Below are 16,336 nucleotides of genomic sequence, written 5' to 3' on the forward strand. Positions count from 1 at the left end.
TCGCGAGCTCCCGAAACGATTTCATGCGCGTTACGGCGCGTCGAGGATGAACCGCCAACCAAGCGGCACTAGAGAGCAAGGGTGAGCCAGTATGGACGGACACGATACGGTCGAGAGCAATCTGAACACGAGCGGCAAATGCCCCGTGATGCATGGTGGCCTGACCGCTCTGAACACGACGGTCATGGATTGGTGGCCGAACGCGCTCAATCTCGACATCCTGCACCAGCACGACACGAAGACCAACCCCCTGGGCCAGGACTTCAACTACCGTGAAGAACTGAAGAAGCTCGACGTCGAAGCGCTCAAGAACGATCTTCGGGCGCTGATGACCGAAAGCCAGGATTGGTGGCCCGCGGATTGGGGCAGCTATGTCGGCATGTTCGCCCGTGTCGCCTGGCACGCTGCAGGCTCCTACCGCCTGGCCGATGGTCGCGGTGGCGGCGGCACCGGCAACCAGCGCTTTGCACCGCTCAACTCCTGGCCGGACAACGTCAACACCGACAAGGGCCGCCGGCTGCTCTGGCCGATCAAGAAGAAATACGGCAACAAGATTTCCTGGGCCGACCTGATGATCCTCTCGGGCACGATTGCCTATGAGGTTGCAGGGCTGAAGACCTTCGGGTTTGCCTTCGGACGCGAGGACATCTGGCATCCGGAGAAGGACACCTACTGGGGTGCCGAAAAGGAATGGCTTGCGCCTTCTGACGAGCGCTATGAAGATGTCTCGAAGCCCGAGACGATGGAGAACCCGCTCGCAGCCGTGCAGATGGGTCTGATCTACGTGAACCCGGAGGGGGTTAACGGCGAGCCCGATCCGATGGCAACCGCAGCCCAGGTTCGCGAGACCTTCGCGCGCATGGCCATGAACGACGAGGAAACCGCCGCGCTGACCGCAGGCGGCCATACGATCGGCAAGTGTCACGGCAACGGAACGGCGGAAGAACTGAGCCCCGAGCCGGAAGCCGCCGGCCCCGAGTTCCAGGGCATTGGCTGGATGAAGACGGATGCGCGTGGCATCGGACGCGACACGATGGTGTCGGGTATCGAGGGCGCCTGGACGTCGAACCCGACCAAGTGGGACATGGGCTATTTCGACATGCTGCTCGACCACGAGTGGGAACTGAAGAAGAGCCCGGCCGGCGCATGGCAGTGGATGCCCGTCGACATCAAGGAAGAGGACATGCCGGTTGATGTGGAAGATCCCTCGATCCGCTGCATGCCGATCATGACCGATGCCGACATGGCCATGAAGGTCGACCCGACCTACCGGGCGATCATGGAGGATTTCCGGAAGAACCCGGCCAAGTTCGACGATGCCTTTGCCCGCGCATGGTTCAAGCTGACCCACCGCGACATGGGTCCAAAGGCCCGTTATTTCGGTCCGGACGTGCCGCAGGAAGACCTGATCTGGCAGGATCCGGTGCCGCAGGGGAGCACGAGCTACGATGTCGCGGCCGCAAAGGCGAAGATCGCAGCATCGGGCCTGAGCATCGCTGAAATGGTCTCGACCGCTTGGGACAGCGCACGGACCTACCGTGGGTCGGACATGCGCGGCGGCACCGATGGTGCACGCATCCGCCTCGCCCCGCAGAAGGACTGGGAAGGCAACGAGCCGGATCGCCTCGCGAAGGTGCTGGGCATTCTCGAGCCCATCGCCGCCGAAACGGGGGCGAGCATTGCGGACATTATCGTCCTGGCCGGGAATGTCGGTATCGAGAAAGCCGCGAAGGCTGCGGGCTTTGATGTGGAGGTTCCCTTCACACCGGGCCGTGGCGACGCGACCGACGAAATGACCGACGCCGACAGCTTCGAGGCGCTCGAGCCCCTCGCCGACGCGTATCGCAACTGGGCCAAGACCGATTATGTGGTGAGCCCCGAGGAGATGATGCTCGACCACACGCAGCTTCTGGGTCTCACGGCACCGGAAATGACGGTTCTGGTCGGCGGCATGCGCGCTCTCGGAACCAACTACGGCGGCACGAAGCATGGTGTCTTCACCGACCGCGAGGGCGAACTCACGAACGATTTCTTCGTGAACCTCACCGACATGCGCTTCAAGTGGGTCCCGATGCCGGGCGGAACCTACGAGATCCGGGATCGCAAGACGGGCGAGGAAAAATGGACCGCGACGCGCGTGGACCTTGTTTTCGGCTCGAACTCGATCCTCCGGGCCTATGCAGAGGTATATGCCCAGGACGACAGCGCCGAGAAATTCGTCAATGATTTCGTTGCTGCCTGGACGAAGGTGATGAACGCGGGCCGGTTCGATATCGCCTGACGGAAAGACCGCCGACAGGCTTTACCGAGATGACCAAACGGGGCGCGCATTGTCGCGCCCCGTTTCTTTTGAATTCAGTTCTACTTAGTTCCATTTATATTTTTTAATATAAGGTCAGACAGTTAGGCAGATTGCTTAACCCGGCTTTCGCTTCTCTCCCCGACAATCCCGTGTGATCTAGTGGGGGTCGGGGATGACACGGTTGGATACGGTTGCTGCTTGCGGCATGGCGGCTTGCGCGATTGCGCTTGGCGCAGTTTCTGCAACTCCTGACATTTGCGATGGCGGCCCTCGGAGCGATTGGCTCTCGGATGACCGCATCCGCGCACGTCTTAGCCAGCTCGGGTATCCGGGCAATGCCGTCCTTAGCAGCCGGGACGATTGCATCGAGGCCAAAGTGGTGCAGGACGGCGAGCGCTTCGCGATCTATCTCGAGCCGCTGACCGGCGAAGTCGCTCTCATCAAACATCGCTAGGATGACGTTCGGAGCCTCGAAAATGGCCAAACTGCCAACCTGGTTGCGCTCCGTGCGCCTCAGGATTCTCTCGCTGCTTCTGCCGGGGCTGTTCGCCTGCTTTGCCGCCGTCATCGGAATGCAGAGCTTTTTCGAGTTCAATTCGGCAGTCCACATGGCCCGCCGCGCCAGCATGGACCAGACGTGGCACCTGGCCCATATGGCCCGGCCGTTGTTCGAAACCGGGACAACATCGGAATTCCAGGCGGTGTTCGATGATCTCGTCGAGAACCAGGAGAACCGTCAGGATGTTCCGGCGGACTTGCGGTTCTTGCAGCTCATTCTGCCGGACATGGATGTGCGTGAGACGTTCGGTTCCGAAGACCCCATAACATTCGACATCACGCGGATGGACCCGGTCATCCGCACTGCTCTCCAGGGAAGCACTGCAGGGGCGATCGAGGTCGGGAACTATCATGTCATGGCTGTTCCTGTGCGCGCGCAGAATGGCGGCCCTGCTATCGGCGCAGTGATGGCCGTCTGGGACACCCAAGGTCTTCAGTCCGAACTGCTGGGAGAAATCTTCAATCAGGCCATGCTGGCACTGGGCTTGGCTCTCGCGATGGTCGCGCTGCTTCTTGTCATTCTCAACAGGATGATCGTTGCTCCGATTCAGTGCCTTGCACAGTCCATGCTCGACATGCGCGGGTCGCGCGACAGGGATATTCCGTCGGACCTTCTCACGCGAAAGGATGAGATCGGATTTCTGTCGCGCGCCTTTTCCGGCCTCATCGACGAAGTCGAGTCAGCACAACAGGAACTCATAACGAACTCCGAGCTGGAGATTGCCGAACGCAACCGGCGACTGGATGCCGCACTCACCAACATGATCGTCGGACTTTGCATGTTCGACAGTGAAAACCGCCTGCTCGTCAGCAACCGCCGATTCCACGAAATCTATGCCGTCGATCCCGCAGACATGCCGGAAGGCACTCCGATCGAGACTGTATTCAGCTTGATGAAGGAGGCGGGCAACTATCCCGATGTAGACCTTTCCGACATCATGCGCCGCATTACCGCGCCTGTTGCCTCTCGCGACAACAGCCATTGGATCGAGACGATCCGCGGCAATCGGGTGGTTTCGGCACATCAGTCGCCCATGCCTCGCGGAGGCTGGGTCCTGACCTTCACTGATATAACGGAGCAGCGGCTGGCCGAGGCGCGGATCGAGCATCTGGCACACCATGACAATCTGACAGGCCTGCCCAACCGGATCACTTTCCGAGCCACCCTTGACCGTGAGCTCGCACGGGTGGAGCGTGGAGCGAAGCTGGCGGTTCTCTGCCTCGACCTTGACCGGTTCAAGGCCGTCAATGACACGCTCGGACATCCGGTGGGCGACGGGCTGCTGCAGGAAGTCTCGAAGCGAATTCTCGCATGCGTGCGCAAGAACGACCTCGTGGCCCGCCTAGGCGGGGACGAGTTTGCCATCATTCAGGAGGTCGATACCGACGACGACCTGCCCTCCTCGCTTGCAGAGCGGATCATCGGGGCTCTGAAGTGCCCCTTCGAAATCCAGGGCCACCAGATCGTCATCGGATCGAGCATCGGAATTGCGCTGGCACCCGGCGACACGACCGACGCGGATGAACTCGTGAAGGCCGCCGACATGGCGCTTTACCGGGCCAAGGCCGATGGACGGGGCGTCTTCCGTTTCTTCGAAGTGGCGATGGACGAACTGATGCAGGAACGCCGGCGGCTCGAAATCGATCTGCGACGGGCCCTCGCGAACGGAGAGTTCCGCGTCCGCTACCAGCCGATCGTCAACGTGTCGTCGGGGGATTTCGCCTGTTGCGAAGCGCTTCTGCGCTGGACGCATCCCGAACGCGGCGAGATCCCGCCAGCAGACTTCATTCCGCTTGCCGAGGAGATCGGGCTGATTCCCGAGATCGGCGGACTGGTTCTGCGCCAGGCCTGCCATGATGCCAGCAACTGGCCGCGCAATGTGCGGGTCGCAGTCAATCTCTCGCCCGTGCAGTTCAGCACGAGCGGGCTGGTCGAGGAGGTCGAGGGCGCCTTGAAGGCGTCGGGCCTCGAACCACACAGGCTGGAACTCGAGATTACCGAGACGGTGCTTCTGAACCAGACCGACGAGACCCTGCAAATCCTGAACCAGCTCCGCGACTTCGGTGTGCGGATTGCCATGGACGATTTCGGGACCGGGTATTCCTCGCTCGCCTACCTGCGCAAGTTCCCGTTCGACAAGATCAAGATCGATCAGTCCTTCATCCGGGATCTGCATGGCAATGTGGATGCACAGGCCATCGTGCGCGCAATCGTGAGCCTCGGCGGTACATTGGGCATGTCCACCACCGCAGAGGGCGTGGAAACACTGAACCAGCTTGAACATCTTGAACTCGAGGGTTGTACGGAGGTTCAGGGCTGGCTCTTCAGCCGCGCGGTCTCGACCGAGGAGATCTCGAGCCTGCTGCTGGAGGCACCAAAGGCCAGCGACGTGGCCTGATTGCCTTCGGCCCAAGGACATTCCGCTTCTGCAGTCCATTGCATCCGGCTATGCTTCTTCGAACAGTGCGGATTGCGTTCAGGCAGCTTGGCCCAGCAGGATGGCCCCCGAGTGACCGACAATTCTCAAGATCGCGGAATGGGACACGCCGAGACGTTTCTCAAGCAGATCGTCTATGGTGGGAATGACGGTATCGTCACCACTTTTGCAGTGGTAGCGGGCTTTGCAGGCTATGGCGCGCATGAGGCCGGTGCGATCGGTGGTGTTGCCGTGCTCCTTTTCGGGCTCGCCAACCTCTTCGCGGATGCCACAGCCATGGGGCTGGGGGAGTTTCTCTCTAGCCGCTCCGAGCAGGAGGTCTACGATGCGACACGCAAGCGCGAGCAGGCCGAGATCGCGCTGCACCCCGATCAGGAATGGTCAGAGGTGGTCGACATCCTGATCAAACACGGGATGTCGTTCGACGATGCGCAGCAAACTGCGGGGATCATCAGCCGGAATCCGGAATTCATGGCCGATTTCATGATGCAGTACGAGATGAGCATGGCTTCTCCCGAAGGCAGCAGCCCATCCGGGCGAGCGACGATGACCTTCGTTTCCTTTATTTTTTTCGGGTTCGCGCCCCTCCTGCCCTACATTTTGTTCGACCCCGTAGACGCGACCTTCCGCCTTTCTGTCGCGGCAACGTTTCTCGCGCTTGCAGGTCTCGGCGCCCTGCGCTGGCGAGTCACATCGGGAACCCTGCTGCGATGTGTCGGCGAGACCGTGGCCATTGGCGGCACCTGCGCGCTAGTCGCCTATGCGGTCGGGCTCGCATTCACCTTCTGATTTCGCACGACGCCTAGCGCCTTAGTCGCAGTTCGTGAAACGAGCTGCAATTTTGCAGGTTGTCGATCTGTGGAGGTCGGGAGCAAAAATTCTCCCGGTCCGCGAAGATCAGGAATTCGCCCATCGCACCTAATTTCATTATGATTTCAGTCAAGGCAGGCTCATTATGTTCGCGGTAGCAAGGAACTGAAACCTCGCCAGATCATTGAACAGGTGACATCAAGACCAGACACCAGAAAGGGTCAGAAGTGAAAAGCGAACATGACCTGAAACGCGCAGAAGTCGTAGACTTCGAACATTCAAAAGTGGAAAACCGAAAACGGGCCGGCTCGGGCTTCGGCGAATCGCCCGTGATCTACCTGTCACGTCCCGATTCGGGGAACGCAGTTGATGGGGCGGGCAGATATGACCTGCTCAGTGACGATCAACTCTACCGCAAGGCCAGGGAACTCGACATCCCGCGGCGTTCGCTGCTGGACCGGAACGAGTTGATCGAGGCCATTCGCGTAGCAGAGAGGGGGTAACCCCTCCTGCATGTTTCAGTCGAACCGGTTGTCCTTCGGGAAGCCGCGCGGTGCCATGCGACCAGTGCCCGCGCGTGGGCCGGTCCATTCACCGAGATCCGTGACTGTTCGTGTGCGACCGGCGGGGTCAAGCCAAGAGAGGCCATCCCCGAGCGTAAAGGTGATCGCATCGCTCAGACCGCCATCCTTGTAGCGCTGGAGCCGTACGCCCTTGCCCCGGCCCAGTTCCGGAAGATCCGAGAGCGGGAAGATCAGAAGCTTGCGATTCTCCCCCACGGCCGCCACATGATCACCGCTGACCTTGCGGCAAACCAGGGCGCGCACACCGTCCCGCACATTGAGTACCTGCCGGCCTGCGCGCTTCTGGGCAATAGCTTCATCCTCGGGCAGGATGAAACCGTCCCCGGCACTTGAGGCAACGAGCAGCTTGCCGCCGGGCTCATGAACGCGCAGCGAGATCGGTTCGACTTCATTGGGCATGTCGACCATCAAGCGGACGGGTTCGCCCATACCGCGCCCTCCTGGCAGCTGGGACGCCTGCAACGTGAACATCCGCCCATTGGAGCCCAAGAGCAGAAGCTTCGATGTGGTTTCCGCATGGAGGAAGAAGCCCGGGCCGTCCCCATCCTTGAATTTCAACTCGCTGTCGGGATCAAGGTGCCCCTTGTGTGCCCGGATCCAGCCCATCTTCGAGCAGACGACCGTAATCGGCTCCCGCTCGATCATTGCCTCGAGCGACACCTCCTTGATATCGGGCGCGTCAGCGAACTCCGTGCGCCGCGCGCCGCCAGGCGATCCCTTGCCGAACTGTTTTCGGATATCGCGCAGCTCGCTCGAGATCTTCGCCCATTGCAACTCTTCCGAACCGACCAGCGCCTGGAGTTCGTCACGTTCGGCCAGAAGATCGTCACGTTCGCGGCGAAGCTCCATTTCCTCGAGTTTGCGCAGATTGCGCAGGCGCATGTTGAGGATCGCTTCGGCCTGCACATCCGTTAGCTCGAACTCGGCCATCAGCACGGCCTTCGGCTCGTCCTCATAGCGGATGATTTCTATGACGCGGTCCAGGTTGAGGAAGGCGACGATGAAGCCTTCGAGCACTTCGAGCCGCTGGGCGATCTTGCCGAGCCGGAAGCGCGAGCGGCGCAGAAGCACCTCGCGACGGTGATCGACGAAGGCGCGCAGCACTTCCTTCAGCGAACAGACCTTGGGCGTGCGACCGTCGATCAACACATTCATGTTCATCGAGAAGCGGGTCTCGAGATCGGAGTTCCGGAAAAGCGTTTCCATCAGGACGTTTGCATCGACGGTGCGTGAGCGCGGCTCGAGAATCAAGCGGATGTCCTCGGCGCTTTCGTCGCGCACATCGGCGAGTATCGGAACCTTCTTTGCGTTGATGAGTTCCGCGATGCGCTCGATCAGCTTGCCCTTTTGAACCTGGTAAGGGATTTCCGTAACCACGATCTGCCACTGCCCGCGACCGAGATCCTCGACCGACCAGCGTGCACGAAGCCGAATGGACCCGCGCCCAGTCCGGTACGCATCCTTGATCGCGGCACGGGGCTCGATGATGATTCCGCCGGTCGGGAAATCAGGGCCCTCCACGAAATCGAGCAGCTTGTCGTCGCCGGCATTGGGGAACTTGATCAGATGCAGGCAGGCATTGACCAGTTCTTCGATATTGTGTGGCGGGATGTTCGTGGCCATGCCGACCGCGATACCCGAAGCTCCATTTGCGAGCAGGTTCGGAAATGCCGCGGGCAGGACCGCCGGCTCGGTTTCGGACCCGTCATAATTATCCCGGAAGTCGACCGAGTCCTCATTGAGGCCGATCATGAGCGCCTCAGCGGCTTCCGTCAGTCGCGCTTCGGTGTAGCGCTGGGCCGCGGCATTGTCCCCATCGACATTGCCGAAGTTCCCCTGGCCATCGACCAGAGGATACCGCACCGCGAAATCCTGCGCGAGTCGCACGAGCGCATCATAAATGGCCTGATCGCCATGCGGGTGATAGTTACCCATCACCTCACCGACGATCTTGGCGCATTTGCGAAACGCACTCTTAGGGTCCAGACGCAACCCGCGCATCGCGTAAAGAATGCGGCGATGAACCGGTTTCAGCCCGTCGCGTGCATCCGGCAGCGCACGGTGCATGATCGTCGAAAGCGCATAGGTCAGATAGCGGTCACCGAGCGCACGGCCCAGCGGTTCCACGACTATGGCGTTGTCCGAAGTGTTTTCCGGTTCGCCCGGGTTATCGATATTACTGCTCATGAGGGTGGTTTCTAGAGCAGTTCAGCGACCGATGGAATCGCTTCTTTTGCGTCACGCAGCGCCACGGACCTAGCGCTGCGCATTGGCAAATTCAACCGGGCCCTACCAGCTATGAGTGGGTTCGATCGACTTGAGGTTGATATCGCAACGGAACTGGCCCAGGAAGTTCAGACTTTCCGAAATTGCCTTGTTGAGAGGCGTCGGCGTAATCCGCGCGTCGATGAATTTGGTTTCGGTCTTGGTATCGAAAGCGACACCATCCTCAAACCGCGGGTTGTAGCGATCGCGTGCAATGGAAGCGGAGAAGCCGAGAGCCGACGCTTCCGCGCCCACCGTTTCCGCCAGCTCGTTGATCGAGTAGCTCCGCGGGTTGTTATTCACGATGCGAACCTGACCACCTTCCGGCGGCTCTATGGCCAGCATCGTCAGCACCTTGATGACATCGTCGAGAACCATGATACCGGACGTCTGCGTCCCGGCCCCATAGACGGTCATCGGATAGCCGGCAATGGACTGGGTCACGAACCGGTTCACGACGGTTCCGAGGATCTCGTCATAGTCGAAACGGGTGCTCAGGCGGGGATCCATCACGGTGTGTTCCGTCATGGCGCCGAATACGGTCGACTGCATGACGTCCGTGATCCGCAGGTTCCACTTCTTCGCTGCGAGGCGTGCGAACTTGCCGTCGTTGATCTTGGTGATGTGGTAGAAATCATCGCTCGAGCGCGGGAAGGGCACAGGCACGGACGACGTCTTGCCATCAATGGCCATAGGCACGTCGCCTTCGGGCACATCGAGGCCGGTCTGCGCATAGGCCCCGTAGCTCCCGAGCTTGATAAGATGACAATCGGGGCAGCGAAGCTTGAGCGACCAGATCAGGTTCAGGAAACCGACCTCGTTGTTAACGATGGTTTCCACGGTCTCCTTGAGACCGAGCATCGAATAGGGAGCTGCGCGCTGGTGAGCGAGGTGGAAGACAGCCTCCGGCGAGATTTCCCGGAAAAGCTCGGTGACTGCATCCGGGTCGGAATTGTCCAGCTCGCGGAACGACAGGTTGTTGTTGCCGAAGGTTTCTTCGTAGGCCTTGATTCGCTCGTCCATGCTGCTGATAGGGACGAGAGAGCTGCCGCCGACCTTGGCTGAATTCCGACGGGTCAAGAAATTGTCGACTATCAGAACCGACTTGTCACCGTAAGTCGCAGCAAGACTCAGGGCAAGCGGCCAACCGATATAGCCATCTCCGCCGAATACAACAATATCAACCATTCACGCCCTCTTCACTTCACGCTGCGCTACCTGTGATGCGACAACTAGAATTCAACAATCGGCATCAAGAGGAAGCCAGTTTCTGGGTTATTTGACATGCTACCCACAAATGCTCGCAAATTGATCTTTTCGCGATCAAATCCCGCACATAATAGGGACCAAGCACAACCTCTCGCGCCGGCAATTTCTCTACAGGACAGCCTACAAAAAGGCAAACGCAACATCATGCTCAAGCCGCTCTCCAAAGGGTTGCTTCAACCTGCGTGTTTTCACGCTTGAGCGTTCATCGAGTCCAAAAGAAGGGCTTGAATGTAGAGCAAATCGCAACGGAGACCCCAAAAAGACAAATTCGGACTGAAAGGGAAACATTCTTATAGGTAGAGCCTTATCGAGCGGGCCGCACAGCCGGCCATAAGACGTGTTTCCAAGGCAACACTCTCTGCCGGCAATTCCAATAATTTGAAGGAAAAATTATTAAGTCTATACTCGTCAATCTCATGGCTACTTCTGTGGGGACCTCGGCGGAAATTGGCTGAGTTGTTTTCGACTCAACTGCCAGAATGGGCAGGTCGCGGTCGAACGTGGACGCAACGAAGAAGATTCGGTTCATTGACCCATGGCCCCGGCTCGGCATCTGTTGTGAGCAGCTAAGGGGTCTGATCCGGTGGACGGCCTACTCTAGGGAGCGGGGAGCGATATGGGCAGGACTAGCAGGTCCCTGATGGTAGTAGCACTAACGCTGGTCGCTTCCTGCGGCCCGCCGGAAGAGGCCAGGATAGAAGCTTCGGACAAGGTCGAAGCTCTTCCTCCGCCAGAACTGGAGCCCACGTCGGAGTTTGACGCGGCCCGTGCCGCGGCAGAGCCTGAAGCGGACGAACTCCTGACCGGAGCCGAAGAGCTTCAAGCGAGAGCCGAAGCGCTTCGCGCGCGCGCAGCGGCGCTTTCAAACGAAACCGTTGATCCGTGAACCACCCCAACGTTTGGCCCACGGAGTGAGAAGGCTTGATCCGAACGAGCCGCCCCGATAGAGCGGAGCCGGCTCGGGCGTAAGCATTTTGATCTGGAGATTTTGCCCCGGCAGGACGGAACGAGGCTAGATCACCACCCGGATGGATCTACCATTCAATTCGTTCAGCCGCGGATCGCGGCGAGGCACTGGCGGGAAGAGCGCGATGCAGGCAATGGATCAGAGGGAACTACGAGATACCCTGGGGCAATTTGCCACCGGCGTGACGATCATAACGACGTCCAGTTCCCATGGTCCGCTCGGCATCACGGTCAACAGTTTTGCCAGCGTATCGCTCGATCCACCGCTTGTCCTGTGGTCGCTTGCCAAGGATTCCGATCGGTTCGATGCCTTCGACGAAACCGATCACTTCGGCATCCACGTGCTCCCTGCGCATGACCGGAAACTTGCGATGCGTTTTGCCGCCTGCGGGAATGATTTCTCCGGGCTAGAGGTCGAAGACGGCGCGGGCGGCACTCCCCTGTTGCCAAGCTATTGCGCGCGCTTCGAGTGCCGGGTGTCCGGACGGCACCCAGGGGGCGATCACGTGATCCTCGTTGGCGAAGTTCTTCGTATCTGGCGACAGAGGGTCGAGCCGCTGGTCTTCCAGGGCGGGCGTTTCGGAAGCTTTGCAGGCGACTGACTCGGGCGGCTTGCCCCTGCCCCTTGCTCCGGGTTAGGAGGGCGCCCGAACAGCCGAGCCGGTGGAAGCGATGGCCAAGGAAAAGATCAAGAAACCCCGCAGACCGCGCGCGCAGACGCCGCGTGGGTTCCGCGACTATTTCGGACCGGAAGTAACGGCGCGAGCCGAAATGCTCTCGCGCGTTACGCAGGTCTATCATTCCTACGGCTTCGATCCTCTGGAAAGCTCCGCCGTGGAGACGGTCGAGGCACTCGGCAAGTTTCTTCCGGACGTCGACCGCCCCAACGAAGGGGTCTTCGCCTGGCAGGATGACGACGAAGGTTGGCTTGCGCTGCGCTACGATCTGACAGCGCCGCTCGCGCGTGTCTTTGCCCAGCACCGGCGCGATCTTCCCAATCCATACCGGCGCTATGCCGTCGGTCCGGTGTGGCGCAACGAGAAGCCCGGCCCCGGACGTTTCCGGCAGTTCTACCAATGCGATGCGGACACGGTGGGCTCTGCGTCCGTTGCCGCGGATGCCGAGATCTGCGGAATGCTCGGGGAAGCTCTCGAAGCCGCTGGGATCGCACGCCAAGACTACCTGATCCGGGTCAATAACCGAAAGGTGCTTAACGGCGTCATGGAGGTCGCGGGAGTGCTTGACCCTGCCGATCCTGAGAAGGACGCGTCCCGACGCGGTATCGTGATGCGCGCGATTGACAAGCTTGATCGGTTCGGCCCCGAAGGCGTGCGCTTGCTGCTGGGTGCAGGCCGCAAGGACGAGAGCGGCGACTTCACCGAAGGCGCGGGTCTGGGCGAGGAACAGGCAGCCGTCATCCTGGGCTTCATGGACGCGCGCGCCGAAGACGGGGCGGCGACCTGTTCGCGGCTGCGCGATCTGGTGAGCGGTTCCGCCGTGGGCCTCGAAGGCGTGCGGGAACTCGAGACCATTGCCGAGCACCTGTCGGCACGCGGTGCGGGCGCGGTGATCGACCCTTCGGTGGTGCGGGGGCTCGGCTATTATACCGGACCGGTGTTCGAGGCGGAGCTCACCTTCGAGATACTCGACGAGAAGGGCCGCAAGCGGCAGTTTGGTTCCGTTGCCGGTGGCGGGCGCTACGATGACCTCGTGACACGTTTCACCGGCGAAAAGGTTCCCGCGACTGGCGTCTCAGTGGGCGTGGATCGGCTCCTCGCAGCGCTTTCGGCAAAGGGCCGAATGGGGACCGTGGCGTCCGGCCCGGTGGTAGTGACCGTGATGGACAAGGACCGGATGGCCGATTACCAGGCCATGGCTGCGGAACTCCGCGCGGGCGGCATTCGCGCCGAAGTCTTCATGGGCGGCGGAAACATGGGCAAACAGCTGAAATATGCTGATGCCCGTGCCTGCCCCGTGGCCGTGATCGAGGGGGCGGACGAGAAGGCCCGCGGCATGGTGCAAATCAAGGATCTCGCTCTGGGTGCGCGGCTCGCCGCGGATATCGAGACCCGCGAGGACTGGAAGGCACAGCCTGCACAGATGGAGATCGCACGCGGCGATCTCGTCACCCAAGTCCGCGCGATGATCGCCCGGGCGGGGGGCTGACATGGCCGTTGCGGACAGGGCCTACCTCCCCGGTGCGCGGGTCGGAACCGCACTGAGCGAGCTCGATGTGGAAGTGAAACGCATTCTCGAAACCTTGGGTCAGACGGGCGCAGCCCGTGTCGAACCGGCCTCACTTCAGCCAGCTGATGTCTTGCTCGATCTCTATGGCGAGGACATTCGCGCTCGCGCCTTCATGACCCGCGACGACCGGGCCGAGATGATGATGCGTCCCGATTTCACGGTGCCTATCGTTCGGCTGCACATGGATCGGGGCATCACGCCCGCGCGATACAGCTACTGCGGACCAGTCTGGCGGCGTCAGGAATTCGGCTCGGAAAGGCCGCGAGAATATCTGCAGGCCGGTATCGAGATTTTTGGCGAAGGCAAGCCGGCCGAAGCCGATGCCGAGGTGCTGGGACTGATCCGAGACGCACTGGGGGGTGCGCCGCTTCGGCTCGTGACCGGAGATATGGGGCTTCTGATCGCCGGGATAGAGGCGTTGGAGACCAGTGCACCCAGACGCGCGGCGCTGCGCAGGCATCTTTGGCGGCCAGCACGTTTCCAGGCCTTGTTGCACCGCTTCGGCGATGGCCAGAAAGAGATGGCGGCATCGCGCGCGGACCTGATCGAAGCCGCGCGATCGGGCGATTTGACTGACATCATTGCGGCGGCCGGCGTGCCGGTCGGACTGCGCAGCGCGGAAGAAGTTGCGGCGCGGGTGCAGCGTCTGGCGGACGAAGCCGATACTCCGCCGCTGGACCCGCATAAAGTTGCCGCCCTCGAAGCCCTCATTGCCATTGGTGGCACATGCGCCGGTGCGTTGGGCGAGTTGCGCGACATTTCCAAAGATATGTCCGCCCTCGGCGCGGCGGTCGATCGGTTCGAGGAACGGCTCGAGGCCTTCTCCGCACGGGGGATCGCGCCCGAAAGTCTTGCGTTCGAGGCCGAATTCGGACGCACGACACTGGAATACTACGACGGCTTCGTATTTGGAGCCGTGGCGGATGGTCGCCCGGACCTGCCGACCATCGCGAGTGGTGGAAGATACGACGCGCTGACGGCGGTGTTAGGCCACGGCAGGATCCTCCCGGCGGTTGGCGGCATCATCCGGCCAGAGGCGCTTCTGGCTCTCCAGGGGAGCTCCCCATGCTGAAACTCGGCGTTCCTTCCAAGGGTCGGCTGCAGGAAGCCACCATCGAGTGGTTCAGTGCCCGCGGCATCGAGATCACCCGGAGCGAACTCGGGCGCGAATATCGCGGGACGGTCAATCTTCCCGGTGTCGAACTGGTGCTGCTTTCGGCCGCCGAAGTGCCGCGTGAACTCGCGGCCGGGCGGCTCCACCTTGGCGTGACTGGACAGGATCTTGTCCACGAGGAAATCCCGCGCTGGGAGGAACGGCTCGTCGAGATGCAGCAGTTGGGCTTCGGTCATGCCGATCTGGTTGTGGCTGTGCCTGCCTTCTGGGTGGACGTGAACACGATGTCCGACCTAGATGCTGCTGCGGCGGCTTTCCGGCGCACCCACGGGCTGCGGCTCCGTGTCGCGACAAAATACCATCATCTGGTGCGGGAATATTTCCGTGCGCATTCGGTTGCCGATTATCAGTTGGTGGACAGTCAGGGCGCGACGGAAGGTTCGGTCAAGAACCTAACGGCCGAAGCCATCGCCGACATCACCTCTACCGGGTCCACCTTGCGGGACAACCATCTGAAAGTACTGGGCGATGGCCCGATCCTGAAGAGCCAGGCAACGCTGTTCTTGTCGCGCGCCGCCCCGTGGGGGCCGGAGGCGCAGGCGGCACTGACCGAGATTTCCGAGCGGATTGGCGCGGTCACGCCAGAACTGGCCTGACGCTTCAGACGAAGAGGCGCCCCTGCAGCCAGATGATTGATGGGTAGGCCGAGAGCCAGATCCAGAAGAAGCGGTTGAGGCCAAAGAAGCAGGCGTTCGAGAAATGGAACGCGGCTGCGACCGCAAGGGCTCCATGGAGCGCCAGGGGATGCAAGAGCGCGAGTGGAAAGACGAGCTCGAAAATGACCACCGCCCAGCCCATGACAAGGAGCACGCGGGGGCGGTCCGCCCAGCCGCGAAGACCTTCGCTGACCGGGTATGCAGAAAACAGGAACACATCCCGGAGCGCCCTTCCCCGCTGCCATTCCTGGTTCTTCACCTTCACCCAGCCGGAAATGAAATAGGACAGCACAAGCTGGAATGCGAGATAGGCGTAGAACGTCTCGGCAAGCTCACGCGTCGGTGCAAGATGGGCGGCCGTAACGCAGACAAGCACGAGAATACCCATTCGGTCGCTGCCGCCGTTATAGGGCCCCTGAAAGCGATGCAGAGTGAGCAGCACGATACCCGATAGGCCCAAGAGGATGATCGGGGTGGCGATGCCGGTCAGAAGAACTGCGCTGAGGATGGCGCGGGCGGCATAGAGCCGTCGCTCATCCGGGAAGCCCGCCATATGCTCCGCGCTTTGCTGGAGGAAGCAGAGCGCCATAATGATCTCCGTCAGGCGAAGGGCGACCTCGAAACTCACGGCGTGCTGTCCAGCGGATAGACATCGGACTCGAACTCGGTGAACTGGACAAGCCTTTCGCCCTCCCGATGAATGAATACGAGGCGAAAACGGAAAAACGCATCCCGCGGTCCGATGTCGCGCGCAAGACGGCGGCGGATTTCCCCGATGCTGTGAGCCGTCGGGGATTCCGCGAGACGTTCGGACAGGCTGACGAGATAGAGCGTTTCGTTCCAGCGCGGGTTCCAGAACATCCGGCGCAGCATGAGAGCGATGCTGACCCGATCGGGGCGCGGGCGTGCAGCGATCCATTCCGCAGGGCTGCTTCCCAGTTCCGGAAGGATCGCATATTCCAGCCGCGGGGACGGGCCCACTTCGGGGAAGAACCGCCAGGACGGGATCAGGGCGGGCGCGAGCAATTGCAGTATGCGCAGCATCCTGAAGCCTCCTCTCGTGCAGG

The 16,336-nt window shown here is 61.0% G+C and carries 14 protein-coding genes; 10 read left to right on the plus strand and 4 right to left on the minus strand.

From position 1 onward, the window contains the following. Window positions 1–91 precede the first annotated feature (91 nt). From katG to ACP15W_RS12270, 5 genes are all read left to right on the plus strand, one after another. Window positions 92–2,281 carry a catalase/peroxidase HPI gene (gene katG / locus ACP15W_RS12250; protein ID WP_424933182.1) on the plus strand — a complete coding sequence of 730 codons (2,190 nt, stop codon included), beginning with the start codon at window positions 92–94 and terminating at the stop codon, window positions 2,279–2,281. Window positions 2,282–2,474: 193 nt separating this feature from the next. Continuing rightward, complete coding sequence (locus ACP15W_RS12255) at window positions 2,475–2,756, plus strand: PepSY domain-containing protein (protein WP_424933183.1); 282 nt, start codon at window positions 2,475–2,477, stop codon at window positions 2,754–2,756. Window positions 2,757–2,778: 22 nt separating this feature from the next. After that, complete coding sequence (locus ACP15W_RS12260) at window positions 2,779–5,259, plus strand: putative bifunctional diguanylate cyclase/phosphodiesterase (RefSeq protein ID WP_424933184.1); 2,481 nt, start codon at window positions 2,779–2,781, stop codon at window positions 5,257–5,259. Window positions 5,260–5,370: 111 nt separating this feature from the next. After that, complete coding sequence (locus ACP15W_RS12265) at window positions 5,371–6,087, plus strand: VIT1/CCC1 transporter family protein (protein WP_424933185.1); 717 nt, start codon at window positions 5,371–5,373, stop codon at window positions 6,085–6,087. Between the two features lie 248 nt (window positions 6,088–6,335). Continuing rightward, window positions 6,336–6,611, plus strand: a complete 276-nt coding sequence (locus ACP15W_RS12270) for a hypothetical protein (protein ID WP_424933186.1) — start codon at window positions 6,336–6,338, stop codon at window positions 6,609–6,611. 15 nt (window positions 6,612–6,626) lie between these two features. On the opposite strand, the gene parC is transcribed toward ACP15W_RS12270, so the two are convergent. Both parC and ACP15W_RS12280 read right to left on the minus strand, forming a co-directional pair. Then, window positions 6,627–8,879, minus strand: coding sequence for a DNA topoisomerase IV subunit A (parC, locus tag ACP15W_RS12275; protein WP_424933187.1), 2,253 nt, complete (start codon window positions 8,877–8,879; stop codon window positions 6,627–6,629). 102 nt (window positions 8,880–8,981) lie between these two features. Continuing rightward, window positions 8,982–10,145: an NAD-dependent epimerase/dehydratase family protein gene (locus ACP15W_RS12280; protein ID WP_424933188.1), complete on the minus strand. Its 1,164-nt coding sequence runs from the start codon at window positions 10,143–10,145 to the stop codon at window positions 8,982–8,984. 721 nt (window positions 10,146–10,866) lie between these two features. Here ACP15W_RS12280 and ACP15W_RS12285 point away from each other — a divergent pair. From ACP15W_RS12285 to hisG, 5 genes are all read left to right on the plus strand, one after another. Next, the gene (locus ACP15W_RS12285) at window positions 10,867–11,112 is read left to right on the plus strand and encodes a hypothetical protein (protein WP_424933189.1); all 246 of its coding nucleotides are present in this window, start codon (window positions 10,867–10,869) and stop codon (window positions 11,110–11,112) included. Between the two features lie 205 nt (window positions 11,113–11,317). Beyond that, window positions 11,318–11,794, plus strand: a complete 477-nt coding sequence (locus ACP15W_RS12290; protein ID WP_424933190.1) for a flavin reductase family protein — start codon at window positions 11,318–11,320, stop codon at window positions 11,792–11,794. A 70-nt stretch (window positions 11,795–11,864) separates the two neighbouring features. Further along, window positions 11,865–13,358, plus strand: coding sequence for a histidine--tRNA ligase (gene hisS / locus ACP15W_RS12295; protein ID WP_424933191.1), 1,494 nt, complete (start codon window positions 11,865–11,867; stop codon window positions 13,356–13,358). A 1-nt stretch (window position 13,359) separates the two neighbouring features. Continuing rightward, window positions 13,360–14,511, plus strand: coding sequence for an ATP phosphoribosyltransferase regulatory subunit (locus ACP15W_RS12300; protein WP_424933192.1), 1,152 nt, complete (start codon window positions 13,360–13,362; stop codon window positions 14,509–14,511). Then, on the plus strand, window positions 14,505–15,209 hold the full coding sequence (gene hisG, locus ACP15W_RS12305; RefSeq protein WP_424933193.1) for an ATP phosphoribosyltransferase: 705 nt from the start codon (window positions 14,505–14,507) through the stop codon (window positions 15,207–15,209). Before ACP15W_RS12300 ends, hisG begins: the two co-directional genes overlap by 7 nt. Window positions 15,210–15,213: 4 nt before the next feature. Here the strand turns inward: hisG and ACP15W_RS12310 are convergent, their stop codons facing one another. Together ACP15W_RS12310 and ACP15W_RS12315 are read right to left on the minus strand one after the other, a co-directional pair. After that, window positions 15,214–15,897, minus strand: coding sequence for an HTTM domain-containing protein (locus tag ACP15W_RS12310; protein WP_424933194.1), 684 nt, complete (start codon window positions 15,895–15,897; stop codon window positions 15,214–15,216). Beyond that, window positions 15,894–16,313, minus strand: coding sequence for a hypothetical protein (locus ACP15W_RS12315; RefSeq protein WP_424933195.1), 420 nt, complete (start codon window positions 16,311–16,313; stop codon window positions 15,894–15,896). Before ACP15W_RS12315 ends, ACP15W_RS12310 begins: the two co-directional genes overlap by 4 nt. Window positions 16,314–16,336 lie beyond the last annotated feature (23 nt).

It is taken from the genome of Amaricoccus macauensis (assembly GCF_049800915.1).
GTDB lineage: Bacteria > Pseudomonadota > Alphaproteobacteria > Rhodobacterales > Rhodobacteraceae > Amaricoccus > Amaricoccus macauensis_A.

Coding starts and splice junctions, on each gene's coding strand:
- parC (WP_424933187.1), bottom strand. CDS start 8,879: ATGAGCAGTAATATCGATAACCCGGGCGAACCGGAAAACACTTCGGAC.
- hisG (WP_424933193.1), top strand. CDS start 14,505: ATGCTGAAACTCGGCGTTCCTTCCAAGGGTCGGCTGCAGGAAGCCACC.
- ACP15W_RS12260 (WP_424933184.1), top strand. CDS start 2,779: ATGGCCAAACTGCCAACCTGGTTGCGCTCCGTGCGCCTCAGGATTCTC.
- ACP15W_RS12255 (WP_424933183.1), top strand. CDS start 2,475: ATGACACGGTTGGATACGGTTGCTGCTTGCGGCATGGCGGCTTGCGCG.
- ACP15W_RS12290 (WP_424933190.1), top strand. CDS start 11,318: ATGCAGGCAATGGATCAGAGGGAACTACGAGATACCCTGGGGCAATTT.
- hisS (WP_424933191.1), top strand. CDS start 11,865: ATGGCCAAGGAAAAGATCAAGAAACCCCGCAGACCGCGCGCGCAGACG.
- ACP15W_RS12285 (WP_424933189.1), top strand. CDS start 10,867: ATGGTAGTAGCACTAACGCTGGTCGCTTCCTGCGGCCCGCCGGAAGAG.
- ACP15W_RS12315 (WP_424933195.1), bottom strand. CDS start 16,313: ATGCTGCGCATACTGCAATTGCTCGCGCCCGCCCTGATCCCGTCCTGG.
- ACP15W_RS12280 (WP_424933188.1), bottom strand. CDS start 10,145: ATGGTTGATATTGTTGTATTCGGCGGAGATGGCTATATCGGTTGGCCG.
- katG (WP_424933182.1), top strand. CDS start 92: ATGGACGGACACGATACGGTCGAGAGCAATCTGAACACGAGCGGCAAA.
- ACP15W_RS12300 (WP_424933192.1), top strand. CDS start 13,360: ATGGCCGTTGCGGACAGGGCCTACCTCCCCGGTGCGCGGGTCGGAACC.